Genomic DNA, 22,748 nt, shown 5'->3' on the forward strand with positions numbered 1-22,748 from the left:
GCGGCGACGCAGGCAACCATTTTCGATCGCCTTCACCTGGCGGACGAACTGCCGGGATCGAGGCGCTGGGGCGCTGGCCGGCGAACCTCTATTTCGCGTCGGGCGCGCCGTTAGGCATCGTCTTCATGGCGTTCCTGTTCGCCGCCTATCGCAATGGCAGCAAGACCGTACGATATTTGATCGTGGGCCTCCGCCCGCTTCTCGTAGTTGCGCTCGCCCGGGTCTTGAGCTTCCTCCTGCCCGGCATTCCGACCATCGACGCCAATGAATTGCTGCTGGTGGCGACCCTGATCGAGGTTACCGCGACTGCGCTCGGCGTCGCCAGCCGCTTCCTCGTTCTGAAGCTCGAACGCGATCGATTTCACGCAGAGAAGGATACGCTGGAGAGCGTCGCCGAACGCGATCCACTGACCGGCCTGTTCAACCGCCGCGCCTTGGATGCGAAATTCGACGGGCTGCGCGCTCAGGGCTTCGACACGATGGCGCTGATCGACCTCGACCGGTTCAAGGATATGAACGATCGCTACGGCCACCAGGTTGGAGATGCCGTGCTGCGATCGGGCGCCGACGCGCTGAAGATGGCGGGGAATCGCGATTGCATCGCGCTCCGCCTGGGTGGCGAGGAATTCATGCTGCTCTTGCGCGGTCCGCATGCGGTGATGCGCGGCGAAGAGCTGCGTCGGGCGATGACGCGGCGGATCGCGCATGAGGTCGACGGGCCGCAACCGGATGCTCTACGAGCGGCTCAAACTGTTCGAACGACCGCGTGCAAGCGAGCAGGTGGCCTAGGCCCGCCGCCGCGCCTCAGCTTTCGCGAAACGGCGCCAGCACCTCATCCCTGATGCGCGCCGGCCGCCCGCTGCCGCGTTCGAGCATGGCCCAGGTGGTCCGGGCCGAAACCATGCGCTTGCCCGCTGCGTCGGTGAAGATTGCCACGCGGACAGAGGTCGCTCCCCTGGCCTTCCCATCGATATGAGTTTCTCCGAGCGCCGTCTCGCCCGCGCCGATATTGCCGCGATAATCGATCTCGTGTCGCACCACGACCCAGATATAGCGCGCCCGGTGGCCCGGATCGGCGACCGCGTCCCAGTGCGCGGTGGCGATGTCCTGAATCCACTGCACCCAGACCGAATTGTTGACATGGCCAAGCTCGTCGATGTGGCGCGGCTCGGCGGTGAAAGTCTTCGAGAAACGAGGCGGCGCCGGCGCGTTCATGATGCTGGAGTGAGGTCCACGCCTATCGCGGCCAGATCGCGGCGGGCCTGCGCGGCGTTGGTGAATAGGAATGCCTCCATACCCACCGCTCTTGCGCCTTCGACGTTTCGCGCGACATCGTCGAGAAAGACGCATTCCCGCGCAGTCAGTTCGGCGGTATCGAGCAGCCAGCGATAGATCGCCGGATCAGGCTTCAGCACACCCAGTTCGGCAGAGACCGCGGCCACTTCGAATAGCGGCCAGAAATCGTGGACGCCCTTCAGGTGGGCGACGATCTCGTGGACATTGTCGGTGATGGCGAAGGTGCGATAGCCCGCCGCCCGGCATTCGCGCAGGAGCTGCGCGCTGTCCGCGATCAGCGGGAAGCTTGCGAAAAGCTCGGCATAGAGGCGGTCGATGTCCCCGCGCGCGAACCCGTCCTCGGCGATATAGCGCTGCGCCGCCTCCTCCAGCGTCAGTTCGCCGCGATTGACCGCGATCCAGGTGTCATGCCCTCGCAGGGGTGCGACATAATCGGCGGCTGCGACGCGTTCTTCGCCAAAGGCACGGCGCTCTATGCCCGCCGGATCCCACGGAACCAGCACGTTGCCGACGTCGAAGACGAAATTGCGGATCGCCACCCGATCAACTGCCGCTCGCTTTCGGCGCCATCCCCATCTGCCACAGGATGAAGGCAAATTCCTCCGCCGTCTCGCGCAGGGAATTCCAGCGGCCCGACTGCCCGCCATGTCCTGCGCCCATATTAGTCTTGAGCAGCAGGGTATTGTCGTCGGTCCTGGTATCGCGCAATTTCGCGACCCACTTGGCAGGCTCCCAATAGGTGACGCGCGGGTCGTTCAGCCCGGCGGTCACCAGCATGGGCGGATAGTCCTGCGCCTTCACCTGGTCGTAGGGCGAATAGGAGAGGATGTAGGCAAAAGCCGCCTTGTCGAGGATGGGGTTGCCCCATTCCTGCCACTCGCCCGGCGTCAGCGGGAGATCCTCATTGAGCATCGTGTTCAGCACATCGACGAAGGGCACATGCGCGACGATAGCGCCATATTGCGACGGGTCCTGGTTGACGATCGCCCCCATCAGCTCGCCGCCCGCCGAGCCGCCGCTCGCGGTGACCATACCTTCTGCGGTGTAGCCTTTCGCGATCAGCCCGCGACCCGCATCGACGAAATCGTTGAAGGTGTTGGTGCGCTCGAACAGCTTGCCTTGCAGATACCAGCGCCGGCCGAGATCGTCCCCGCCGCGAATATGCGCGATGGCATAGGCGAAACCGCGATCGACCAGGCTGAGCCGCGTCGTCGAAAAGCCGGGCGGGATCGCATAGCCATAGGCGCCATAGGCATAGAGATGGAGCGGCCCCGGCCCCTCAATACCGGCCTCTTCCAGAATCTTCGCGCGGTCCTTGCGCATGACGATGCTGATCGGGATCATCGTCCCGTCGCGCGCCTCGATCGACACGCGCTCGGTGATGTATTGCCCGGCGTCGTAGCCGCTGGGGATCTCCCGCTGCTTGAGCAGTTCGAGCGCGCCGGTGGCGACGTGATAATCGTAGACCGAATCGGGCGTCACCATGCTCTCATAGGAAAGCCGCAAAACGTCCTGATCGTATTCGGGATTGTTCGACAGGCCGGCATTGTAGCTCGCTTCGGGGAAGGCAATGGCCTGCGCGCTGCCCGGCGCATCGTAGCGGCGGATCTGCACCTGATCGAGGCCATCCAGCCGCCCCTCGGTTACGAAAAAGTCCTCGAACAGCTCGAAATCGGTGAGGTAGAATTCGTTCGAGCCTTCGATGACCGTGTTCCAGTCGCCCGGCGCGGCCAGATCGGCCTTGGCGAGGCGGAAATTGACGTGATCGTCATTGGTCCACACCCAGACCTCGCCCTCGCGGATATCGGCGGCATATTCGACGCCTTTCTCGCGTGCGCGGATCAGCGTCTGCGCACCCGTCGGATCATCTGCCGAGACGAAGCGCACCTCGCTCGTCTCGTTGTCGCCGGTAGAGATAAGAAGATAGTCTTCCTGGGCAGATAGGCTCGCACCGACCTGGAAGGACGCGTCGCTTTCGGCATAGACAGTCTCATCTTCCGACTGGGCGGTGCCGAGCCGATGAACCATCAAACGGTCGACGCGCCAGTTGTCGTTCACCTTGCCATAGATCAGTCGGGTGCCGTCGGGGGTGAAGACGAGGTTGCCCATCGTACCTTCGATCGCATCTTCGCCCCAAGGGGCGCGGACATCGCAGATCTCGTCGCCGATGGGCATGCCATCGCCGAGACATTTGAAACGGACGCGATACCTCTCCGCTCCGCTGTCGTCGTAGGAATAGGCAAGGATCGTTCCATCTTTGCTGACCGTAGTCGCGCCCAGGCGGTAATATTCGTGGCCCTCGGCCAATGTATTCTCGTCGAGGATCAGCTCTTCCTCGCCACCCTCGACCGGCTTGCGATAATGCTGGCGGTATTGTGCGCCTTCCTCGAACTGCGACCAGTAGAGCCAACCGCCGCGGCGCTGCGGCACGGTCGCATCGTCTTCCTTGATCCGTGCGCGCATCTCCTTGAACAGGTTTTCGGTCAGCGCTTCGTGCGGCGCCATCTGCGCCTCGAACCAGGCATTCTCCGCCTTGAGGTAGGTGAGCACGTCCTCGTCTTCGATCTCGGGATAGGACTTGTCGTAAAGCCAGTCATAGGGATCGGCGATGGTGATGCCGTGATGGGTGTAGCTGTGCTCGCGCTTCTCGGCGATCGGAGGGGATGTGGGCAATTCGGGGCTTTCCTGGTTGTCTGCGAAGGCGGCGGTGGTCCCGGCGAGCCCGAGCGCGAGCGCGCAGGCAAGAATGACATTGCGATGGCGGGACATGGCGCGGGCGCTCCTTCGCGGGTGGCATGCGGCCGCCGGGCGGCCTATGTTGGCTTGATAAGGTTTCCATCCGCCGCGGCAAGAGAGCGCGGCGGACAATGCGGGATATGACGACATGCTGATGCAAACCCACGATGCGCGCCTGAAGGCCCTGCGCGAAGAATTGAAACGCCGCGATCTCGACGGCTTCGTCGTGCCTATCTCCGATGAGCATATGAGCGAATATGTCGGCGATTATGCGCAGCGGCTGCAATGGCTGACCGGTTTCGGTGGGTCGGCGGGCTTCGCCGCGGTGACGTTGACCCACGCCGCGATCTTCGTCGACGGGCGCTACACCGTCCAGGTGCGCGAGCAGGTGGACGAAAGCCTTTTCGATTACCGCAGCATTCCGGGCGATAAGCTCGGCGAGTGGTTCGGCGAGGTGTGCGCTGACGGCGCGCGGATCGCCTACGATCCCTGGCTGCACACCGCGCGATGGGTCGATGCGCTCGAACGGGAAGTGAAGGGGCGCGGCATCGAGATCGTTGCTGCTTCGTCCAACCCGATCGATGCGGTCTGGGCGGATCGGCCCGAACCCTCGGGCGCGCAGGCTCTGATCCATACCGAGGATCTGGCCGGGCAATCTTCCGCGGAAAAGCGCGGCGAAGTCGCGGAATGGCTTACCAAGGAAGGCCTCGATGCGGTGGTGGTGCCGGCACTCGACTCGGTCGCATGGCTGCTCAATATCCGCGGCTCCGACGTTGCGCATACGCCGGTCGCCCTGTCCTACGTGATCGCCCATGCTGACGGCACCGCTGAATTGTTCATGGCGCCCGAAAAGGTCACGCCCGAACTCACCCAGCATCTCGGCAATGCCGTCACCATCCGCGATCGCGATGCCTTCGAGGTGGCGCTGGGCGCGATGGAGGGCAAGCAGGTCAGCGTCGATCCCGATTTCGGCGTCGCCGCGATCGCGCAGACGCTGCGCCGGGGCGGGGCCGAAGTCAGCCTGCGCCGCGACCCCACCATTCTGGCCAAGGCCATCAAGAACCCGGCGGAGATTAGCGGTCATCGCGACGCGCAGGCCCGCGACGGCGCCGCGGTCGCGCGCTTCCTGCGCTGGCTGGAGGAAACCGCGCCTTCGGGCGAGGTCGACGAGCTTGGCGCGGCGGCGAAGCTGCTCGAATTCCGGCGCGCGCACGGCGATCTGCGCGATACCAGCTTCGACACGATTTCCGCAGCCGCCGGCCATGGTGCCCTGCCGCATTACCGCGTCGACGAGGACAGCAATATCCCGATCCCCCCCGGCTCGATCTACTTGGTGGATTCGGGTGGGCAATATCCCACCGGCACCACCGATATCACCCGCACCGTCTGGATCGACACGCCCGAAGGCAGCGAACCCACCGCGGAGATGAAGGACCGCTTCACGCGCGTTCTCAAGGGCCATATCCAGATCGACCGCGCGGTCTTTCCGCAGGGGACCAGCGGCGGCCAAATCGATGCGCTCGCGCGGCAATATCTGTGGGAAGCAGGCGTCGATTACGGCCATGGGACCGGGCATGGCGTGGGCAGTTTCCTCGGCGTTCACGAAGGGCCACAGCGCATTGCCAAACCGGGCGGCGGGCAGGCGGGCACGGCGCAGGAACTGCATGCCGGCATGATCCTCTCGAACGAGCCGGGCTATTACAAGCCGGGCGCATTCGGCATCCGGATCGAGAATCTGGTACTGACGGTCGAAAAGGAAATCGACGGCGCGGAAGGGCGCTATCTCGGTTTCGAACCTCTCACCTTCGTGCCGATCGACCGCCGGTTGATCGCCAAGGAGCTGCTGATGCCTGCGGAAATCGCCTGGCTCGACGCCTATCACGCTCGCGTGCGCGAGCTGCTCGCACCACAGCTCGAAGGCGAGGATCGCGACTGGGTCGAGCGGGAGACCCGACCGCTCTGATCGCAGCGGCCGGGGCGATTGCCTCGATGCCGATGTTCTTGTAATGTTCTCCCCTTCACGAGTCGCATGAGGGAGATTGCAAATGATCGGCTACGTTACGCTTGGCACCAACGACCTGCCCCGTGCGGCAGCATTCTACGATGCGATCGCCACACATTTCGGCGTTGGGCGGATGATGGAGTTCGAAACCTTCATCGGTTGGGGCGAGGCGGGCGGCGCGCCCGGCATCGCCGCGACCAAGCCGTTCGATGGCGAGAAGGCGACCGCCGGTAACGGCACGATGGTGGCCCTGCAGGTCGAGACCCCGGAAACGGTCAAGGCGGTCTACGATACCGCGCTTGCTCACGGCGGGAGCGATGAGGGCGCTCCCGGTCCGCGCGGCGAAGACGGCTTCCATGCCGCCTATTTCCGCGACCCGGACGGCAACAAGCTGAACGTCTTTTGCATGGTCAAGCCTGCCTAACACGCCGGAGGCGGCGGGCCGGGTATCGCTCTTCGGTAAGCGAGACCGACTAGCGATACCCGTCCGCCCACATCGCCTGCGCGCGTTGGACCAGGGCGATTTCGCGCGGGTCGAAGCCGCCTTCGTCCTCGGCGCTCTGGCGCGGGGGAACGGCGGTGATGAAATAGGCAAGGCCCGTCCCGCTCACCGGATCGAACCACAGGCCCGAGCGCAGTCCGTAAGCCTCACCCGCATGGCCGAAACGCGCGCGACCGTCCTCGAACAGCCCATCCAAGCAGGGGCGCCCGGGTGCCTCGAGCATCTGGAAATGCAGGCCGTAGCCGCAGAAAAACTCCTGCCCCTGGACCGCAGGACGGGCCGATGCGAGCGCGGCGTTCAAAGCTTCGGGCGCGATCAGGCCGGCGCCTTCGCTGACCAGCGCCTGTCCGATCTTTGCCAGGTCCACCATCCCCATGCGCACCCCGCCCTGCGGGCTGAAGACCGAGGCATTGCTGCCCGGCACATAGCCCGAAAGGTCGCATCGCACGCCCTCCGCGACGGGAATCGTGCAATTGGGCGGCAGGCCGCTTGCGTCGTCGCGCGCGATGTCGCCGGTATCGCGATAAAGCACGACCGCGCGAGCCACGGTTTCGGGCGAACACCCGATCCAGTTGGCGCAAGCATCGATGCCGAGCGGTTCGAAGACCAGCCGTTCGAGCAGCGCATCGAAGCGCTCGCCGCTCGCCGCCTCAAGGACGGTGGCGACGACCGGAGAGCCGAGATTGGCATAGGCGAACGGCGCCTCGCCCGGCGGAGCATCGTCATACCAGGCGTCCGGATCGGCGAGCTTTTCGCGCAGGCTCTCGCCCAGCGGAATGACGTAGCCCGCCCGGTCGCGAAGGCCGGAGCGGTGCGACAGCAACTGATGCAATGTCACGGATGTGTCGGGAAAGCCCGGGGCGCGGACCGGATAGCCAAGATAGCGCGATATGTCCGCGTCGAGATCGACCTTCCCCTCCTGCTCGAGCCGCAATGCCGCGAGCGCCATGACGAGCTTCGAGATGCTGGCGATGCGAACCGGATCGTTGGCTTCGACCGCGCGGCCCGTGCTGCGATCGGCAACGCCTTCGACGATCAGCGGCGTGATGGTTTCGCGATCGAAGGCAACCACGACACGTGCCGACTCGGCGGGGGATGAAGCAGCGGAAGGTGGCATCGGTTCGGTCTCGATGCCGGCGCATCCAGCGAGGGTCAACGCCGCCACGGCAGCAAGGGAAAAAGATCGCAACATCACCACCGTCCTAGCGCATCAACCCGCCGATAATATTGCGCACGAAGGCATTCGCGCCCGTGCGCACCGGGTCGGCCCGCGACTTCCGGCCCAGTGCCGTCGCCACCGCGATCAAGGTCAGCGAACCCGTGGCCGCCTTAACCGCGCTCTTCCCCGCCTTGCCGAAATCGATCCCCCACAGGCTCGTCGACTTGCGCGGTTCCTTGCGCACCTCTTCGACGCCCTTGCTTTCGACTTCCTGTGCGGTCGCAGCGGCATCGGCAGCCTTCTGCGCGAGCACTTCCGCGGCGCTTTCGCGATCGACCTCCTCGTCATACTTCCCATCGAGCGGGCTGACCGACTGGATGATCGCGCGCTCCTTCTTCGTCACCGGGCCGAGCCGCGAGCGCGGCGGCTTGATAAGTGTGCGCTGGACGACGCTCGGCGCGCCTTCTTCGTCCAACGTCGACACCAGCGCCTCGCCTACGCGCAGCTGCGTAATCGCTTCCTCGACGTCGAGTTTCTCGTTGATGCGAAAGGTTTCCGCCGCCGCTTTGATCGCGCGCTGATCGCGCTTGGTGAAGGCGCGCAACGCATGCTGCACGCGGTTGCCGAGCTGGCCCGCGACATCCTCGGGAATGTCGATCGGGTTCTGCGTCACGAAGAACACGCCCACACCCTTGGAGCGGATCAGCCGCACGACCTGCTCGATCTTCTCCTGCAAGGCATCGGGCGCATCGTCGAAGAGAAGGTGCGCCTCGTCGAAGAAGAAGACGAGCACCGGCTTTTCCGGATCGCCGACCTCGGGCAGGCTTTCGAACAGCTCGGCCAGAAGCCACAGCAGGAAGGTCGCATATAGCTTGGGTGAGCGCATCAGCCGGTCAGCGGCGAGCACATTGACAAAACCGCGCCCCTGCTCGTCGGTGCGCAGGAAATCGTCGATCTCCAATGCGGGCTCGCCGAAGAAATGGTCCGCCCCCTGCGCCTCGAAGCTCAGGAGCTGGCGCTGGATCGCCCCGACCGAGGCTTTGGAGACATTGCCGTATGTGCCCGAAAGTTCCTTCGCATTCGCGCTCGCCCATTGCAGCATCGCCTGTAGATCGGCGAAATCGAGCAGCAACAACCCTTCCTCGTCGGCATGACGAAAGACGATCTGTAAGACGCCCTCCTGCGTTTCGTTGAGATCGAGCAGGCGCGCGAGCAGCAGTGGCCCCATCTCGCTCACCGTGGTGCGCACCGGGTGGCCCTGTTCGCCGTAAAGATCCCAGAAGATCACCGGATTGTCCGAATAGGCGTAGTCGTCCATGCCCAGTTCGCGGGCGCGTTCCTCGAGCTTGTCAGCATGTTTGAAGGTCGGCGAGCCGGGCATGGCGACGCCGGAAAGGTCGCCCTTCACATCGGCGACGAAGACCGGAACGCCGCGGGCGGAAAAGCTTTCGGCAAGCCCTTGAAGCGTCACGGTCTTTCCGGTGCCGGTCGCGCCCGCGATCAGGCCGTGGCGGTTGGCCCGTGACAGGGCCAGATGCTGATCCTCGCCATCGCCGCCCAGGCCGAGAAAGATGTCGTTCATCGCCGCGCCGGTTCCTTACTATTTCGCGCCCGCCGGAGGTGTGGCGGCGTGCGGCGCGGCGGTCAACCTATCGACTTGGCGCGGGCAGGACCCTAAGGGCAGGGGCGATGGGTCAGCCAGCACCGCCCGAATGTTTCGTCCTTCTCGATGATGCGCGCACCCCGGGCGAGGGGGCGGCGGACGCGCTGCTATACGAAGGTCCGCGCGAGGTCTTCGTCGCCCACCGGGCGGACGAGGTGGCGCACGTGCTGGAGGAGGCCGAGACGGCGCGGCAGGCGGGTGGAGAGCTCGCCGGGTTCATCGCCTACGAGGCGGGGCTGGCGCTTGAGCCGCGCCTTGCGCCGCTGGCCGCCGCGCGCACGGGGGCGCACGGGCCGCTCGTCTGGCTGGGCCTGTTCGATGCGCCCCGGCGGATCGCCGCTGGTGAGGTTCCCACATGGCTCGCCTTGCGCGCTGCCGGTGGCGAGCCGACGCCGGCGCCCGCGATCGGACCGCTCGAACCGCAGCTTTCGGCCGGCGGCTATGCGCGCGCTTTCGAAACGCTGGAAGAGGCGATCCGCGCGGGCGACATCTATCAGGCGAACCTCACCTACCCGCTCGCCGGCGCCTATCGCGGCGATCCGGTGGCGCTCTACGCCGCGCTGAGGGACAGCGCGGCTGCCGGCTATGGCGGGATGGTGTTCGACGGGTCGCATTGGCTGCTCAGCTTCTCGCCCGAATTGTTCGTCGCATCGGACGAAACCGGCGAGGCCAAGGCGAAGCCGATGAAGGGCACTCGCCCCCGCGGCGGCGATGCGGCGGCGGACGAGGCACTGCGCGGCGAGCTCGCCACCTCGGTCAAGGACAAGGCCGAGAACCTGATGATCGTCGATCTGATGCGCAACGATCTCGCCCGCGTCGCCGAACCCGGCAGTGTGCGAGTCGAAGCGCCCTTCGCGGTCGAAACCTATCCGACCGTCCACCAGATGGTCTCGGTCGTGCGCGCGCGGCTCGCCGAGGATTACGGCGCGATGGAGCTGGTGCGCGCGCTGTTCCCCTGCGGCTCGATCACTGGCGCGCCCAAGATTCGCGCGATGGAGCTGATTGCCAAGGTCGAACGCGACGCGCGCGGCGCTTATTGCGGCGCCATCGGGCGGATCGGGCAAGACAATACGGCCGCATTCAACGTCGCGATCCGCACGCTGCGCCTGACGCCGAGCGAGAACGGCCACGGCACGGCGGTGCTCGGCGTCGGCTCGGCCATCGTCGCCGACAGCGATGCGTTGGAGGAACGGCGCGAATGCGAGGTAAAGGCAGGGTTCGTGCGCCGCTCTTCGCCCGATCACACCGCGCCCGGTTTCGACCTCATCGAAACCATGGCCTTCGACCCCGAACACGGCATCGCGCTGCTCGAGCTGCATCTTGAGCGCATGAAGAAAAGCGCGGCCGCGTTGGGCTTCCAGTTCGATCGGCATGCCCTGCGCAACCAGATCCAGGCGCTGTGTTTCGAGCTCGAACGCCCGGCCAAGCTGCGCCTGCTCGCGTCGCGCAGCGGGGCCAGTGTGCTCGAAACCCAGCCGCTGCCGAAGCCCTTCGATGGGCCAGTCAAATGCGCCGCCCTGCCTAATCCGCTCGATCCTTCCGACTGGCGGCTCGCGCACAAGACCAGCGATCGCGGGTTCTACGAAGAGGCGTTGCGCGCGGCGCGGCGGCTGGGCAGCGAAGAGGCGGTGCTGGTGCGCGCCGACGGGCTGGTGACCGAGGGCAGTTTCACCAATATTTTCGTGCGCGGCAAGGATGACGTCCTGCTGACCCCGCCCGCCACGCTGGGCCTGCTCCCCGGCGTGCTCAGAACCTATCTGATCGAGAAAGGTCAGGCGCGCGAAGCGGAACTGACGCTCGACGATCTCGCGGGTGACTTCCAGCTGGGAAACGCAACGCGCGGCCTCTTTTCGGCGAAACTGATATGACCACTCCGACCTCCATCGTCGCCCCTCCCATCCTGTTCGAGGATGGCGAAGCGCTCGTCATCGACAAGCCTGCCGGCCTCCCCGTCGACCGCCCGCGGCGCGGCGGGCCGTGTCTCGAAGATTATCTCGATGCGCTGCGGCTGGGCTTTCAGCGCCGCCCCGCGCCGGTCCACCGGCTCGACACCGACACGTCGGGCTGCCTGCTGCTGGCGCGCAATCCCAAGGCTTTGAAACGGTTCAACAAGGCGTTCGAGGAGCGGCTTGTCGCCAAGACCTATCTCGCGATCCTCGATATGGAGCCTGCGCAAGGTACGGGCACGATCGACCTGGCGCTCGCTAAGATCAGTTCGGCGGAAAAGGGCTGGCGCATGATCGCGGCGAAGAAGGGCAAGCCGGCCATCTCGCACTGGGAGCTGTTGCAGGTGATCAGCGAGGGAGATCGGCGGCGTTCGTTGATCCGTTTCCGTCCGGAAACCGGCCGCACCCATCAATTGCGGGTCCATGCGCTACAGGGGCTCGGCTGCGCGCTGCTGGGCGATCCGGTCTACGGGCCGAAGCGCGGGCAAAATACGGGCGCTGCGCGCACCATGCTCCATGCCGAGACCATCGCGGTCGAGCGCGCCGGCAAACCGCCAATCCAGGCATTCGCGCCCTTCCCCGAAGACTTTGCGTGCGCCGGGCTGAGCGCCCCGGAGGTGCCCGGGTTCGAACCTGCCGATGGATGACACGCTGCTTGCCCGCGCCCATGCGCTCGCCGAGGAGAGTTTCCTCGCGGGCTCGGGTCCGGGCGGTCAGAACGCCAACAAGGTTGCGACCGAAGTGCAGCTGCGGGTCAACATCTACGCGCTGCGCCTGCCCCCGCCGGTCTTCGCGCGGCTGCGGAGCCTGGCGGGCTCGAAACTGACCGCAAGCGGCGATCTCCTTATCTCCGCACGCCAGCACCGCACGCAGGACGCCAACCGTCAGGCGGCGCGCGACAAGCTCTCCGAACTGCTCGAGGAAGCGCACAGGAAACCGAAGAAACGTGCAAAAACGCGCGTCAACCGGATCGGCAAGACCAAGCGCTTGAAAGCCAAGAAGGCGCGGGGAGAGGTCAAGGCGAAACGCGGCAAGGTCAGCCGGTCGGACTGGTGAGCGCGGCTTGACTTTGCCGCGTGAATCGCCCATTGGCGCGCGCTGAAACGGCGGCGCTCCCGATATCCGGGCACGTGCCGCTCTTCGTATTTCCGGCCCTCGGGGCCCATCAAGCACCTTTCAGGAAACCGCCATGGCGAAGCCAGCAACCGTCAAGATCCGCCTCGTTTCGACCGAGGGCACCGGCTTTTTCTACGTCACTAGGAAGAACCCGCGGAACATCACCGAAAAGATGACGTTCCGCAAATATGATCCGGTTGCCCGCAAGCATGTCGAGTTCAAGGAAGCCAAGATCAAGTGATCCGGCTCTCCTCGCGTGCCGACGGACCGGATGTTACCTAAACCCCGGACAGCGCGCGATTAAGCATCGGTTCAACGCGCTCACCCTAGGAGCGCGTTCATGAAAATTTCGAAACATTTGCGTCCTGTCCGTATGGCTGTTGCTGCCGCGGGTACAGTGGCGCTCGGCCTTGCGCTGGGCGGTCCGTCCCCATCTGTGGGGGCGCTCTCCTTCGTCTCGCCCGCCATGGCGCAATCGAGCGACGCAAGCCTCGACCGTGCGGTCGCCGCCCTGCGCGGTATATCGACCATGCGCGCCGATTTCACACAGACCGACCGGGCCGGCCGATCGGCCTCGGGCACGATGACGCTCAAGCGGCCGGGCAAGATCCGCTTCGATTACGGCAAGAATGCCGATCTGCTGGTCGTCTCCAACGGGCGCTCGCTCTACATGATCGATTACGAGGTCAATCAGGTCGAGCGCTGGCCGATCAAGAACTCCCCGCTTGGCGCCCTGCTCGATCCCAGCCGCGACGTGAAGCAATACGGCACGCTTGTGCCGACCGGCAGCCCGGACGTGATCAGCGTTGATGTGCGCGATCCCAAGAAGCCGGAATTCGGGCGCATCAATCTCATTTTCGTGCGCAATGCGAACGCGCCGGGCGGCCTGCAGCTGACCCATTGGGTCGCGCTCGATGCGCAGAATCACCGCACCACCGTCCGGCTTGCGAATCATCGCTACGGCGTCTCGGTGCCGGAGAGCACGTTCGACTTCCGCGATCCGCGCCGATCGTCTCGTCGCCCGGGGTGAACGGTTCGCCGGTAACAAGTTGTATGTATGCGACCGGTTTCGCGCATTGTTCATTTAAGTGAAAGACGAATTCGACTAGTAATACATTACAGGACGGCCGAGGTCAGGGTTTCCCCCCTGTTGCCCTTTCCGCCAAGACGCCGTGCTGCACAAGCGTGACGAACGCTAACATGGAACCCCGGTGCCAACGCCCCCGGCACCGGGGTTTTTTGTGTCCGGACTCCCGAACACGCTATTCCCAGCCGAACGCGCTGCGGATGATGTTGTAGATCAGGTTCTGTTCGATCACGCCGCGGGCGCGGTGGGCGCCTGGTCCCTGGGCGTAGAGCGCGACGTCTTCGCCGGCATGGGTCTCGCTGCCGAGCGGGATGGTCGCCTGCTGGCGAGCCATGACGCCGGTTTCAGGCATCGGTCGGACATCCATGCCGGCGATCGAACCCATGCCGTTGGCATAGCTCAGCGTCGTATAGGGCACACCGTCTTTTGCGAGGTAGGGCTCGCCATCGACCTCCCGTTCACCATCGGGTGGAACCACCAGACCCAATATGTCGTTGCCGCGCCGCGGATAGCCCGCGATGGTGAAAACGTGGCTGTGATCGGCGGTGACCAGGATCAGCGTTTCCGCAGGATCCGTATGGTCGATCGCATATTGGATTGCGCGCGCGAATTCGACCGTCTCCTCGAGCGCATAGCCTGCACGCCCGTCATGATGGCCATGATCGATCCGGCCCGATTCGACCATCAAGTAATACCCGTCCGGATTGTCTGTGAGGCGCGCGATCGCCTCGCGCGTCATGTCGGTCAAAGTGGGTTCGGACGAGGCCTCCTCACGTTCGGCGACGTAGGTCATGTGGCTGGGCGAAAACAGGCCGAGGACCGGGCGATCCGTTGGAGCGACTGCCAACGCCGAAGCATCGGTGACATAGGTTCCCCCGGTGCGGGCTGACCACCGCGCCGGCAGATCGTCGTCAACCGCGACGCGGCGCCCACCGCGTTCGCTGCCGAAGAAGGCCGCCGTCCCTCCGCCGAGCGCGACGTCCCAGTCGGCCTCGACCAGCTGGCGTGCGATATCGCGGCAACCGAACCCGTTCTGGTCATCGGGAATGGCGCTGTCGGCTTCCCAGTTGCGATCGACGCTGCGGGCAAAGACGCTGGCCGGGGTCGCGTGGGTTATCCGTGCCGTGCTGACGATCCCAAGAGCAAGGCCGCGGTCCTTCACCTCCTCGCCCAACAACGGCAAGTGATACGCCTCCCCGACCCGGCAATCGCCGCGCGGGGCCTCCGGTCCGATCCCGAGCAGGCCGATCCGCGTCTTTTCGCCCGAATGCATCGCGGTCGCCGTGCCCGCGCTGTCGGGCACCTGGGCGTTGGTGTTGTAGGTCTTGACGAGCGCGACATTGTCGAACGTCTCGAACGGTAGGACGTATTCCTCGCCCGCCAAGCCCTGCTTTTGGCCGGCATAGATACGTGCCGCGGTGATCGTCGAGATGCCCATTCCGTCGCCGATGAACAGGATAACGTTCTTGGCCCTCTCTTCGGAAGCGTGGCTTGCCGGAGCCGACGCGCTGACGACCGGCGCGCTGCGATAGGCGTGCGAACAGCCGCCGAGCAGGAACGCTGCGAACAGGATCGATTGGGCGAGCGGGCGGGACATGGGACATTCTCCTCGTAAACCGGGCGGTGCGATCGTGCGCTATCGCCGATCAGTATGACGGCATAGTGAGAGGTGGCGTTTTTCCGCGGCCCTGCCTAAATCCTCCCCCCATGCTCTCCGTCGCCACCTGGAACATCAATTCCGCGCGCCTGCGGCTGCCGATCATCGAACGCTATCTTCGCGAGGAAGCGCCCGACGTGCTGTGCCTGCAGGAGATCAAGTGCGAAAGCCATCTGTTCCCGGCCAGGGCGCTGGCCGAAATGGGCTACGAACATCAGGCGGTGAGCGGGCAAAAGGGCTATCACGGCGTCGCCACCGTCAGCCGGATGCCGATCCGCGAGGTGTCGCGCCGCGACTGGCAAGACAATGGCGAGGCGCGCCATGTCGGCATCGAAGTGGTCGGGCGCGATATGGTGATCGAGAACGTCTATGTGCCCGCCGGCGGCGACGTTCCCGACCGAACGGTCAATCCGAAATTCGGCCAGAAGCTCGACTTCCTCGAACGCATGTCGCGGTGGGCCGACGGGGTCGATCGACCGACGCTGATTGTCGGCGATTTCAACATCGCGCCGCTCGAAAGCGACGTGTGGAGCCACAAGCAGCTGCTCAAGGTCGTCAGCCACACGCCGGTCGAGACCGAGAGCCTGCAACGGTTCAAGGATGCGCACGGCTGGATCGATATCGGGCGCGAGCACATCCCCGATCCGGCGCGCTATTACAGCTGGTGGTCCTATCGCTCGCCCGACTGGCGCCGCAACGATCGCGGGCGGCGGCTCGATCATATGTGGGCGAGCCCCGCCTTGGCCGCGCAGGCAAGCGCGCATCGCGTCCTCGAAGACGCGCGCAGCTGGGAAAAGCCATCGGACCATATCCCGCTGCTAACCGAGTTCGACGTGTGACGCGGCCACCCGATCCTGTGCCCGACCCCGCGTCCAGCCCCGAACGGCGCGCAGCGCAGGCGGTCGACGCGCTGCGACATGGCTGGCCGCTCAATATGAGGGGGGAAGACGGCTCGGCGCATCTGCTGCTTCCAATCGAGACAGCGATTGCGAGCGGCGCGACCAGCGAACGCCTACTGATCTCAGCAGCGCGCTCGGCGACGCTCAAACTCGCCAACCAGCTGGCCGCCGCGCGGCCGCATGCGCCAGTCCTGATCCGTGGCGGCGAGCCGTTTGACCTGCGCGCCGCGCTGCCCATCGCCGATCCGGCACTCGATCTTGGCAACCCGCTGAAAGGGCCTTTCCGCGCTGAGCCGATCGCGTGGCAGGATGTCGCCGAAGCCGCGCTCGAACTCGCGCGGATCGCCGGCATTCTCCCCGCCTTCATGGCTGCCCCCGCGGATGCCGGGGAGGCGCATGCGCTCGAAGCCGACGACCTCGCCGCTTTCAAGCAGGCCGGCTCGCTGCGCATCGTCACGCGCGCCCGCCTTCCCGTCAGCGCCAGCGAGGATGCCGAGATCGTTGCCTTCCGCTCGCCCGCCGACATGCGCGAACATGTCTCGCTGATCATCGGGCGCCAGACGGGCGACCGGATCCCGCTGGTACGCGTGCATTCCGAATGCCTCACCGGCGATATTCTTGGCAGCCTGAAATGCGATTGCGGGCCGCAGCTCGACGGCGCGCTTCACGAAATGGCCCGTCATGCGCGTGAAGAGGGCGGCTGGGGACTGCTCCTCTATCTGCGCCAGGAAGGGCGCGGGATCGGACTCGTCAACAAACTGCGCGCCTACCGGCTGCAGGATCAGGGCTTCGACACGTCCGACGCCAACACCCGCCTCGGCCTGCCCGACGAGGCGCGCGATTTCCCCGTCGCCGCGCGGATGCTGGATCTGCTCGGCGTGCATAACATCCGCCTCCTCACCAACAATCCGGCCAAGGTCGAGGCGCTGGCCGATGAGGGAATAGACATCGCCGAACGGGTCGCGCATCAGCTGCCCGACAACCCCCACAACCTGCGCTATCTCGCGACCAAGCGCGACCGGCACGGACATCTGCTGACATGATCGGCCCGGAAATCCCCGTCACCATCCGCCCCGAAGCGGCGGGCGATGACGACACGATCTTCGCGTTGACGCAGGCGGCGTTCGAGGGGATGGCGCATAGCGACGGCGATGAGCCGCGCATCATCTCGGCCCTACGCGAGGCAGGCGATTTGGCGCTGTCGCTGGTGGCCGAGGATGGAGTGCGGATCGTGGGGCATATCGCGATTTCCCCGGTCACGATCAGCGATGGAACGCGGGGCTGGTTCGGCCTCGGCCCGGTCTCGGTCGCGCCCGATCTGCAAGGACGGGGCATCGGCGGCGCGCTCGTCAAACGGGCGATCGCCGACATGCGGGTGTCGGGCGCGCGAGGCATCGTGCTGCTCGGTGACCCGGAATATTACCGCCGCTTCGGCTTCGCGCACGATCCGCGTCTGACCTATCCCGGCCCGCCGGCCGAATATTTCCAGGCGCTGTCGATGGCCGGCGAAATGCCGTCCGGCGAGGTCAAATACGCGCGGGCTTTCGGCTCCTAAGATAGCGCGATTGCCGGCGCCTAAGGTCGATGCGGCTGGCCGACCGTGATGGTTTCGCTCCGCTCCTCCAACACGCGCGCCGCATTGCATCGGGCCCGGGCCCACTGCGTTGCGGGCGGTGCGATGATCTCCCCGCTCTCCAGAACGATCTCGAAGGTCACGGTGTCCGAGCTGTCGCTCGGATATCTGTCGCCAGGCACGTGAACGTCGAGGACCAGACGATCATCCGCTTCGGAAATTGCGGCCTCGTTTCGCCAGGCCGTCGAACTAACCGAATGCGACAACGCCGCGATGTAATCGGGGGGCAGGAGATCATCCAGCCGATACGACCGGATGACGGTTCCGCCCTCGCCATAGATCGCGATCACATGGTCTCCGCGCCCTACCGCGCCCCAGTTGTCGAGCGTCACCACATGGCGGCCATCGTCGGCAATCAGCGCGCTTACCGGCGCCAACGGATTGAGCAAGTTGGCCGTCCAGACCGGCTCCCACTCGTCCGCATCATTTCGACGCTCGAGAACACCGACGGCCCTGTCGGTCGTATGGTCTCCTTCCGTGGCGGGTCCTTCGAACGATGCGGGCTCGATCGTCAAACGATAGCCGCCATCCCGCGACATCACCGTATCGGTTTCCGGCGGCAACCACCTATCGGCGCAGGCGGCTTCGGGATAAAGCATTGAGAATCCGGCCGCACTTGCCGCCAAGAGTCCCAGCATAAGGAACCGTTTCAATAACATGTGAGCGGGTTAGCGGCAGGGCGCTTGCCTGCAACTGAATGGTCAGCGCCGCTGATACCCTGCCAGACCGTCGGCGAGCCGATTTCCGCGCAGCGCGATGTGCGATCCCGTCCAGTCGGCGAGGAACGCGCTCGAGCGCGAAATGCCGGGGACGAAGCGCGCTTCGTTGTCCATCACGGTCAGTCCGTCGCTCGGATGCAGCACGTCCTCGGCGCCCAGCGCGATGAAGGCGGAATAATTCTCCTTGTCGCGCCCCTGGACGAACCAGTTGCCTGCGATCAGCCCCTGGCTGCCCGCGGGCAGATCGATCATGTAATTGGTGCCTTGGCCGGCGGCATCGTCGAAGCTGTTGTCCTCGATCACGACCTGTGCCGCGCGCGACTTGACGTAATGACCGCCGGTCCCGCGTTCGAAGCGGCTGTCGCGCACCGTCAGCCGCCCGTAATTGCCGACATAGATCGAATGTGCGCAGCCCGCCGCGTTCTCGCAGGTGCCGAGCCCGCTGAAGGTCGAGCGCATGATGTAGACATGGCTTTCGGGCGCATTGCCCGCAAGGATACCCTGCTGGCTGTTCGCAAAGCGGGAATAGGCGACGTTGAGCGCGCCCTCTTCGAGGCGGATACCCGCGCCGTTGCCGTCCGGCACGAAGATGCCAGCGAAATTCAGCCCACGAACTTCCGCACCCATTCCCCTGAGCACGAGTGCCGCCTTGCCTTCGCAGGCCGTACCCTCGAAAGTCACGGTGCCTATCTCGCGCGCGGCATAGATGACCACGCCGCCGCGCTGAACCGCGCATTGGCGATAGGTGCCCGGCGCGATGCGAATGGTGCCGCGGCCATCGCCGATGGCATCGAGGGCCGATTGCAACCGGGCGAAGGACTGGCCGGTTTCGGCTATGGTGAAGGCGCCGGGTCCGCGATTTTGCGCGGCGACGGGCGTGGCAACGGGCGCGGCGAGGAGGGTCAGGATCGCGGCGAATGCGGCGCCCACCATCGACGTCGCAAAGGCGCTCCGGCAGATTGGCGAGGCGAACGGGTTAGGCATACAGCCAGCCTTAGCCGCATCGCTTCGCAAACAGGCACCCGGAACCGCCCATGTGCCGTTTCGGCGCATCAATTGAGGCTTGGCTTAACCGGGCTGACGCCGCTACATTCTGCTCCGCAAACAAACAATCGGCAGGAGAGGAACGAGTGCCATGAGGAAATGCGCGATAATCGTGGGTGCCGGCAGTCTGGCGCTTGCCGCCTGCGGTGACACCGACGACGCATCGACTGAAGCGATGCCCGATACGGTCGAGATGCCCGCGGAAGAGGCGCTCGAGCCGGTTGACGAAGAGCCGGTCGCCGATACCGAGGTCGCCGGCCCGCCGCCCGCACCCGAGCCCACGGCCCCCGATCCGGTGACCACCGAGCAGGCTGCCGATGCCGCCGCCGATGTCGCCGCCGCGGCAGCCGCAGCCGCCGCTGCGGCCGAGGCGGCAGGCGATCCGGGCGAAGACCCGCCGCCGCCCCCGCCGCAATAAGGGTGCGGCGCGAGGCGTTCCTTGTACGCGGCCGGGTTCGGGCCGCATTGCCTCTCGCATTGGCCGCGTCTTGCTTGACCGCATGCGGTGGTCCGGTCGCGGGCGATGGGCCTGGCGGGGTCAGCGAAGGCGAAGCGCGCGCGCTCGACGAGGCGGCGCAGATGCTCGAGGAGAAGCGCCTGCCCGAAGGGGTGATCCCCGATCGCGCACCGGCGACCGGCGCGCCCGCCGTTCAAGCGCCGCCCGACAGGCAAGACACGGAGAGCAGCGAATGAACGCCCCCGACACAGCAACCCGCTTCGCCGCCGGCATGGACGAGGAGGCGTTCGAGCAGTTCGCCGAGCAGCTGAAACGCTATGTGCGCGAACGACTGATCCCCGCGGAAGCCGAAGTCATCGCAAACGACAAGATCCCTGAAGAAATCGTCGACGAGATGCGCGAGATGGGCCTGTTCGGTCTCTCGGTGCCCGAAGAGTATGGCGGCGCGGGCCTCAACATGACGCAATATGCGCGCGTCGTGAATATCATGGCTTATGCCGCGCCCGCCTATCGTTCGATCTTCTCGATCAATGTCGGGATGTTTGCGAGCGCGCTGAAAAACGGCGCGACCGAGGCGCAGCGCGCGGAATGGTATCCCAGGCTGGTGGAAGGCAAGATCGCCTGTTTCGGCCTTACCGAGCCCGGATCTGGAAGCGATTCTGCCGCGATGGCGACAACGGCGACGCCGGATCCTGACGGCAATGGCTGGGTGCTCAACGGCACCAAGCGCTACATCACCAACGCCCCGCACGCCGATGTCGCTCTGATCATGGCGCGCACCGAGAAAGATGCGCTGCCCAAGAACGCGCATGTCAGCGCCTTTCTCGTGCCGATGGACACGCCGGGCATCTCCACCGGCTCGCCCGACAAGAAGATGGGTCAGGCGGCGAGCCATATCTCGGATATCATACTCGACGATGTGAAGGTGCCGGGCGATGCGCTTTTAGGCGGGGAGACCGGCAAGGGCTTCCGTTTCGCCATGCAGAGCCTCGACAATGGGCGGATCTCGGTGGGCGCAGCGGCGACCGGTTATGCACGCCGCGCGCTCGATTCAGCGATCCGATATGCCAATGAGCGCAAGGCCTTCGGCGAACCAATCGCACGGTTCCAGCTGATCCAGGCGATGCTCGCCGACAGCGAGATCGAAATCTATGCGGCGGAAAGCATGATGGCGGACGTCACGGCGCGCGCTGACCGGGGCGAGAACATCCTTATCAAGGCCGCCGCTTTCAAAGTCTTCGCTTCGGAGATGTGCGGGCGCGTGGTGGACCGGGTGGTGCAGGTCTATGGCGGCGCGGGATACCTCGCCGAATACGATGCCGAACGCTTCTTCCGCGATGCCCGCATCTACCGCATCTACGAAGGCACGACGCAGATCCTCCAGCTCCAGATCGCCAAGCACATGCTGCGCGAATGGGAGCGGGCCAACACTTAAATCCTTGTCATTTCCGCGAAAGCGGGAACCCAGAATGGCAAGATGTGCGGGCGGCTCTGGGTCCCCGCTTTCGCGGGGATGACTAATTGTATCAATTACTGAATAATTTGAGCATCATCGAAGTCTCCAGCTTCGTCGCCTCGCCGACCGCCGGCCTCTACTGCGCGCAGATGGGCGCCGACGTCATCCGGGTCGACCACACAGCAGGCGGGCTCGATTACGACCGTTACATCCTGACGAAAGAAGGCCGCTCGCTCAGCTGGGAGAACCTCAACCGCGCGAAGAAGTCGGTCGCGCTCGACCTGCGCAGCGGAGAGGGGCGCGAATTGTGCGTCGAGCTGGCCGCGCGGACCGGCAATTGCATCACCAATCTGCCCGAGAAGAGCTTTCTCAGCCATGATGCGATGAAAGCCGCACAGCCGCAGGGCGCGCCGGACATGACCTCGGTGCGCATCATGGGCTGGCATGACGGGCGCCAGGCGATGGATTTCACGGTCAACGCCGCATCAGGCTACCCGTTGATGTGCGGGCCCGAGGACTGGGACATGGAAACCGCCCCGCCGGTGAACCAGGTGCTGCCCGCATGGGACTTCATCACGGGCGCCTATTGCGCCTTCGCCCTGCTCGCCGCCTTGCGCCACCGCGATGCGACCGGAGAAGGGAGCGAAGTGCGCGTGCCGCTGGGCGATGTCGCGATCGGCACGGTCGCGAACTCAGGCATGATGGCCGAGATGCTCTACCGCGGCGGCGATCGCGAGCGCCTGGGCAACGCGATCTGGGGCGCCTTCGGCCGCGATTTTCGATCCAAGGACGGCGTGCGCTTCATGGTCGCCGCGCTCACCTCGAAACAGTGGAAGGGTCTGGTCGAAGCCTTCGGCGTTGCGCTGCCCATCTCCAAGCTCGAAGCCAAAGAAGACGTGTGCTTCGCCGACGGCGACCGTCCGCGCTTCGAGCATCGCCATGCTCTGTTCGACATCTTCCAGAACGTCGCGGGGAGCCACGAATATGCCTCCCTCGAAACCCGCATGGCCGCGCAGGGTTGTACGTTCGAGCGCTATCGCACCGCGCACCAGGCGGCGAACGATCCGGTCCTCGTGGCGGACAATCCGCTGTTCGGCCCCTCGCCCGCCAATCCGAGCGGGTTCGAATATCCCGCCACGCGAAGCTTTGCGAACCTGCCGGGACGTGAGGCCGCAGACCCTTCACCCGCGCCCTATCTCGGACAGCATTCCGAAGAGGTGCTCGCGGAGCGGCTTGGACTTTCCTCAGGCACGATCGGAAAGCTCATCGATGCAGGCACCGTCGCGCTCAGCGACAAAGACAAAGTATACAACCGCTAAGGAACGGGCATGACCAGAAGAGCCGCCATCGTATCGCCCCTGCGCACGCCCGTGGGC

The 22,748-nt window shown here is 65.2% G+C and carries 23 protein-coding genes; 15 read left to right on the top strand and 8 right to left on the bottom strand.

Going from position 1 to position 22,748, the window contains the following annotated elements:
* The first annotated feature begins 125 nt into the window (after positions 1–125).
* Positions 126–842 carry a GGDEF domain-containing protein gene (locus tag V2I30_RS03410; protein WP_330660662.1) on the top strand — a complete coding sequence of 239 codons (717 nt, stop codon included), beginning with the start codon at positions 126–128 and terminating at the stop codon, positions 840–842.
* Here V2I30_RS03410 and V2I30_RS03415 read toward each other — a convergent pair.
* Genes V2I30_RS03415 through V2I30_RS03425 form a run of 3 tightly spaced genes read right to left on the bottom strand, consistent with a single transcriptional unit; the run spans position 805 to position 4,065 of the window.
* Positions 805–1,215 (bottom strand): acyl-CoA thioesterase, encoded by a 411-nt coding sequence (locus V2I30_RS03415; RefSeq protein ID WP_330660663.1) that lies wholly within the window; start codon positions 1,213–1,215, stop codon positions 805–807. The genes V2I30_RS03410 and V2I30_RS03415 overlap by 38 nt on opposite strands.
* Entirely contained in the window at positions 1,212–1,835 is a 624-nt protein-coding gene (locus V2I30_RS03420; RefSeq protein WP_330660664.1) for an HAD family hydrolase, read from the bottom strand. The genes V2I30_RS03415 and V2I30_RS03420 overlap by 4 nt, the downstream gene beginning before the upstream one ends.
* A gap of 4 nt (positions 1,836–1,839) precedes the next feature.
* Positions 1,840–4,065: a S9 family peptidase gene (locus V2I30_RS03425; protein ID WP_330660665.1), complete on the bottom strand. Its 2,226-nt coding sequence runs from the start codon at positions 4,063–4,065 to the stop codon at positions 1,840–1,842.
* A gap of 115 nt (positions 4,066–4,180) precedes the next feature.
* Between V2I30_RS03425 and V2I30_RS03430 the strand changes: the two genes are divergently transcribed.
* Complete coding sequence (locus V2I30_RS03430; protein ID WP_330660666.1) at positions 4,181–5,995, top strand: aminopeptidase P family protein; 1,815 nt, start codon at positions 4,181–4,183, stop codon at positions 5,993–5,995.
* A gap of 82 nt (positions 5,996–6,077) precedes the next feature.
* Entirely contained in the window at positions 6,078–6,458 is a 381-nt protein-coding gene (locus V2I30_RS03435) for a VOC family protein (RefSeq protein ID WP_330660667.1), read from the top strand.
* A 49-nt stretch (positions 6,459–6,507) separates the two neighbouring features.
* On the opposite strand, the gene V2I30_RS03440 is transcribed toward V2I30_RS03435, so the two are convergent.
* Positions 6,508–7,608, bottom strand: coding sequence for a serine hydrolase domain-containing protein (locus tag V2I30_RS03440; RefSeq protein WP_330660668.1), 1,101 nt, complete (start codon positions 7,606–7,608; stop codon positions 6,508–6,510).
* 130 nt (positions 7,609–7,738) lie between these two features.
* Positions 7,739–9,277: a helicase HerA-like domain-containing protein gene (locus V2I30_RS03445; protein ID WP_330660669.1), complete on the bottom strand. Its 1,539-nt coding sequence runs from the start codon at positions 9,275–9,277 to the stop codon at positions 7,739–7,741.
* 107 nt (positions 9,278–9,384) lie between these two features.
* Between V2I30_RS03445 and pabB the strand changes: the two genes are divergently transcribed.
* The 5 genes from pabB (at position 9,385) to V2I30_RS03470 (ending at position 13,450) form a co-directional block, all read left to right on the top strand.
* On the top strand, positions 9,385–11,226 hold the full coding sequence (gene pabB, locus V2I30_RS03450) for an aminodeoxychorismate synthase component I (protein ID WP_330660670.1): 1,842 nt from the start codon (positions 9,385–9,387) through the stop codon (positions 11,224–11,226).
* Positions 11,223–11,951, top strand: coding sequence for an RluA family pseudouridine synthase (locus V2I30_RS03455; protein WP_330660671.1), 729 nt, complete (start codon positions 11,223–11,225; stop codon positions 11,949–11,951). The genes pabB and V2I30_RS03455 overlap by 4 nt, the downstream gene beginning before the upstream one ends.
* Positions 11,944–12,360: an alternative ribosome rescue aminoacyl-tRNA hydrolase ArfB gene (gene arfB, locus V2I30_RS03460; protein WP_330660672.1), complete on the top strand. Its 417-nt coding sequence runs from the start codon at positions 11,944–11,946 to the stop codon at positions 12,358–12,360. The genes V2I30_RS03455 and arfB overlap by 8 nt, the downstream gene beginning before the upstream one ends.
* A 133-nt stretch (positions 12,361–12,493) precedes the next feature.
* The gene (gene rpmG / locus V2I30_RS03465; protein WP_330660673.1) at positions 12,494–12,661 is read left to right on the top strand and encodes a 50S ribosomal protein L33; all 168 of its coding nucleotides are present in this window, start codon (positions 12,494–12,496) and stop codon (positions 12,659–12,661) included.
* A gap of 132 nt (positions 12,662–12,793) precedes the next feature.
* Complete coding sequence (locus V2I30_RS03470; RefSeq protein ID WP_330660674.1) at positions 12,794–13,450, top strand: LolA family protein; 657 nt, start codon at positions 12,794–12,796, stop codon at positions 13,448–13,450.
* Between the two features lie 232 nt (positions 13,451–13,682).
* Here V2I30_RS03470 and V2I30_RS03475 read toward each other — a convergent pair whose 3' ends face one another.
* Positions 13,683–15,104 carry an alkaline phosphatase gene (locus V2I30_RS03475; protein ID WP_330660675.1) on the bottom strand — a complete coding sequence of 474 codons (1,422 nt, stop codon included), beginning with the start codon at positions 15,102–15,104 and terminating at the stop codon, positions 13,683–13,685.
* 110 nt (positions 15,105–15,214) lie between these two features.
* Between V2I30_RS03475 and V2I30_RS03480 the strand changes: the two genes are divergently transcribed.
* From V2I30_RS03480 to V2I30_RS03490, 3 genes are all read left to right on the top strand, one after another.
* The gene (locus V2I30_RS03480; protein WP_330660676.1) at positions 15,215–16,003 is read left to right on the top strand and encodes an exodeoxyribonuclease III; all 789 of its coding nucleotides are present in this window, start codon (positions 15,215–15,217) and stop codon (positions 16,001–16,003) included.
* 95 nt (positions 16,004–16,098) lie between these two features.
* Positions 16,099–17,106 carry a GTP cyclohydrolase II gene (gene ribA / locus V2I30_RS03485; RefSeq protein ID WP_330660689.1) on the top strand — a complete coding sequence of 336 codons (1,008 nt, stop codon included), beginning with the start codon at positions 16,099–16,101 and terminating at the stop codon, positions 17,104–17,106.
* Positions 17,103–17,618 (top strand): GNAT family N-acetyltransferase, encoded by a 516-nt coding sequence (locus V2I30_RS03490; protein WP_330660677.1) that lies wholly within the window; start codon positions 17,103–17,105, stop codon positions 17,616–17,618. The genes ribA and V2I30_RS03490 overlap by 4 nt, the downstream gene beginning before the upstream one ends.
* A gap of 20 nt (positions 17,619–17,638) precedes the next feature.
* On the opposite strand, the gene V2I30_RS03495 is transcribed toward V2I30_RS03490, so the two are convergent.
* Both V2I30_RS03495 and V2I30_RS03500 read right to left on the bottom strand, forming a co-directional pair.
* Entirely contained in the window at positions 17,639–18,334 is a 696-nt protein-coding gene (locus V2I30_RS03495; RefSeq protein WP_330660678.1) for a hypothetical protein, read from the bottom strand.
* Between the two features lie 63 nt (positions 18,335–18,397).
* Complete coding sequence (locus tag V2I30_RS03500; RefSeq protein WP_330660679.1) at positions 18,398–19,348, bottom strand: right-handed parallel beta-helix repeat-containing protein; 951 nt, start codon at positions 19,346–19,348, stop codon at positions 18,398–18,400.
* 202 nt (positions 19,349–19,550) lie between these two features.
* On the opposite strand from V2I30_RS03500, the gene V2I30_RS03505 reads away from it, so the two are divergent.
* The 4 genes from V2I30_RS03505 to V2I30_RS03520 all read left to right on the top strand — a co-directional run bounded on the left by V2I30_RS03505 (position 19,551) and on the right by V2I30_RS03520 (position 22,691).
* Positions 19,551–19,877 (top strand): hypothetical protein, encoded by a 327-nt coding sequence (locus V2I30_RS03505; RefSeq protein ID WP_330660680.1) that lies wholly within the window; start codon positions 19,551–19,553, stop codon positions 19,875–19,877.
* 74 nt (positions 19,878–19,951) lie between these two features.
* The gene (locus V2I30_RS03510) at positions 19,952–20,152 is read left to right on the top strand and encodes a hypothetical protein (protein WP_330660681.1); all 201 of its coding nucleotides are present in this window, start codon (positions 19,952–19,954) and stop codon (positions 20,150–20,152) included.
* Positions 20,149–21,351, top strand: coding sequence for an acyl-CoA dehydrogenase family protein (locus V2I30_RS03515; protein ID WP_330660682.1), 1,203 nt, complete (start codon positions 20,149–20,151; stop codon positions 21,349–21,351). Before V2I30_RS03510 ends, V2I30_RS03515 begins: the two co-directional genes overlap by 4 nt.
* A gap of 86 nt (positions 21,352–21,437) precedes the next feature.
* Positions 21,438–22,691, top strand: coding sequence for a CoA transferase (locus V2I30_RS03520; RefSeq protein WP_330660683.1), 1,254 nt, complete (start codon positions 21,438–21,440; stop codon positions 22,689–22,691).
* Positions 22,692–22,748 lie beyond the last annotated feature (57 nt).

Source organism: Erythrobacter sp. (assembly GCF_036351135.1).
In the GTDB taxonomy this organism is placed as follows: Bacteria; Pseudomonadota; Alphaproteobacteria; order Sphingomonadales; family Sphingomonadaceae; genus Erythrobacter.

Bases quoted from the DNA above. Each gene is read 5' to 3' on its own strand.
- V2I30_RS03490 (WP_330660677.1), top strand. From the start codon at position 17,103: ATGATCGGCCCGGAAATCCCCGTCACCATCCGCCCCGAAGCGGCGGGC.
- pabB (WP_330660670.1), top strand. From the start codon at position 9,385: ATGGGTCAGCCAGCACCGCCCGAATGTTTCGTCCTTCTCGATGATGCG.
- V2I30_RS03430 (WP_330660666.1), top strand. From the start codon at position 4,181: ATGCTGATGCAAACCCACGATGCGCGCCTGAAGGCCCTGCGCGAAGAA.
- V2I30_RS03480 (WP_330660676.1), top strand. From the start codon at position 15,215: ATGCTCTCCGTCGCCACCTGGAACATCAATTCCGCGCGCCTGCGGCTG.
- V2I30_RS03500 (WP_330660679.1), bottom strand. From the start codon at position 19,348: ATGGTGGGCGCCGCATTCGCCGCGATCCTGACCCTCCTCGCCGCGCCC.
- V2I30_RS03415 (WP_330660663.1), bottom strand. From the start codon at position 1,215: ATGAACGCGCCGGCGCCGCCTCGTTTCTCGAAGACTTTCACCGCCGAG.
- V2I30_RS03475 (WP_330660675.1), bottom strand. From the start codon at position 15,104: ATGTCCCGCCCGCTCGCCCAATCGATCCTGTTCGCAGCGTTCCTGCTC.
- V2I30_RS03435 (WP_330660667.1), top strand. From the start codon at position 6,078: ATGATCGGCTACGTTACGCTTGGCACCAACGACCTGCCCCGTGCGGCA.
- V2I30_RS03495 (WP_330660678.1), bottom strand. From the start codon at position 18,334: ATGCTGGGACTCTTGGCGGCAAGTGCGGCCGGATTCTCAATGCTTTAT.
- V2I30_RS03470 (WP_330660674.1), top strand. From the start codon at position 12,794: ATGGCTGTTGCTGCCGCGGGTACAGTGGCGCTCGGCCTTGCGCTGGGC.
- V2I30_RS03455 (WP_330660671.1), top strand. From the start codon at position 11,223: ATGACCACTCCGACCTCCATCGTCGCCCCTCCCATCCTGTTCGAGGAT.
- V2I30_RS03445 (WP_330660669.1), bottom strand. From the start codon at position 9,277: ATGAACGACATCTTTCTCGGCCTGGGCGGCGATGGCGAGGATCAGCAT.
- arfB (WP_330660672.1), top strand. From the start codon at position 11,944: ATGGATGACACGCTGCTTGCCCGCGCCCATGCGCTCGCCGAGGAGAGT.
- V2I30_RS03505 (WP_330660680.1), top strand. From the start codon at position 19,551: ATGAGGAAATGCGCGATAATCGTGGGTGCCGGCAGTCTGGCGCTTGCC.
- V2I30_RS03410 (WP_330660662.1), top strand. From the start codon at position 126: ATGGCGTTCCTGTTCGCCGCCTATCGCAATGGCAGCAAGACCGTACGA.
- rpmG (WP_330660673.1), top strand. From the start codon at position 12,494: ATGGCGAAGCCAGCAACCGTCAAGATCCGCCTCGTTTCGACCGAGGGC.
- ribA (WP_330660689.1), top strand. From the start codon at position 16,099: ATGAGGGGGGAAGACGGCTCGGCGCATCTGCTGCTTCCAATCGAGACA.
- V2I30_RS03425 (WP_330660665.1), bottom strand. From the start codon at position 4,065: ATGTCCCGCCATCGCAATGTCATTCTTGCCTGCGCGCTCGCGCTCGGG.
- V2I30_RS03515 (WP_330660682.1), top strand. From the start codon at position 20,149: ATGAACGCCCCCGACACAGCAACCCGCTTCGCCGCCGGCATGGACGAG.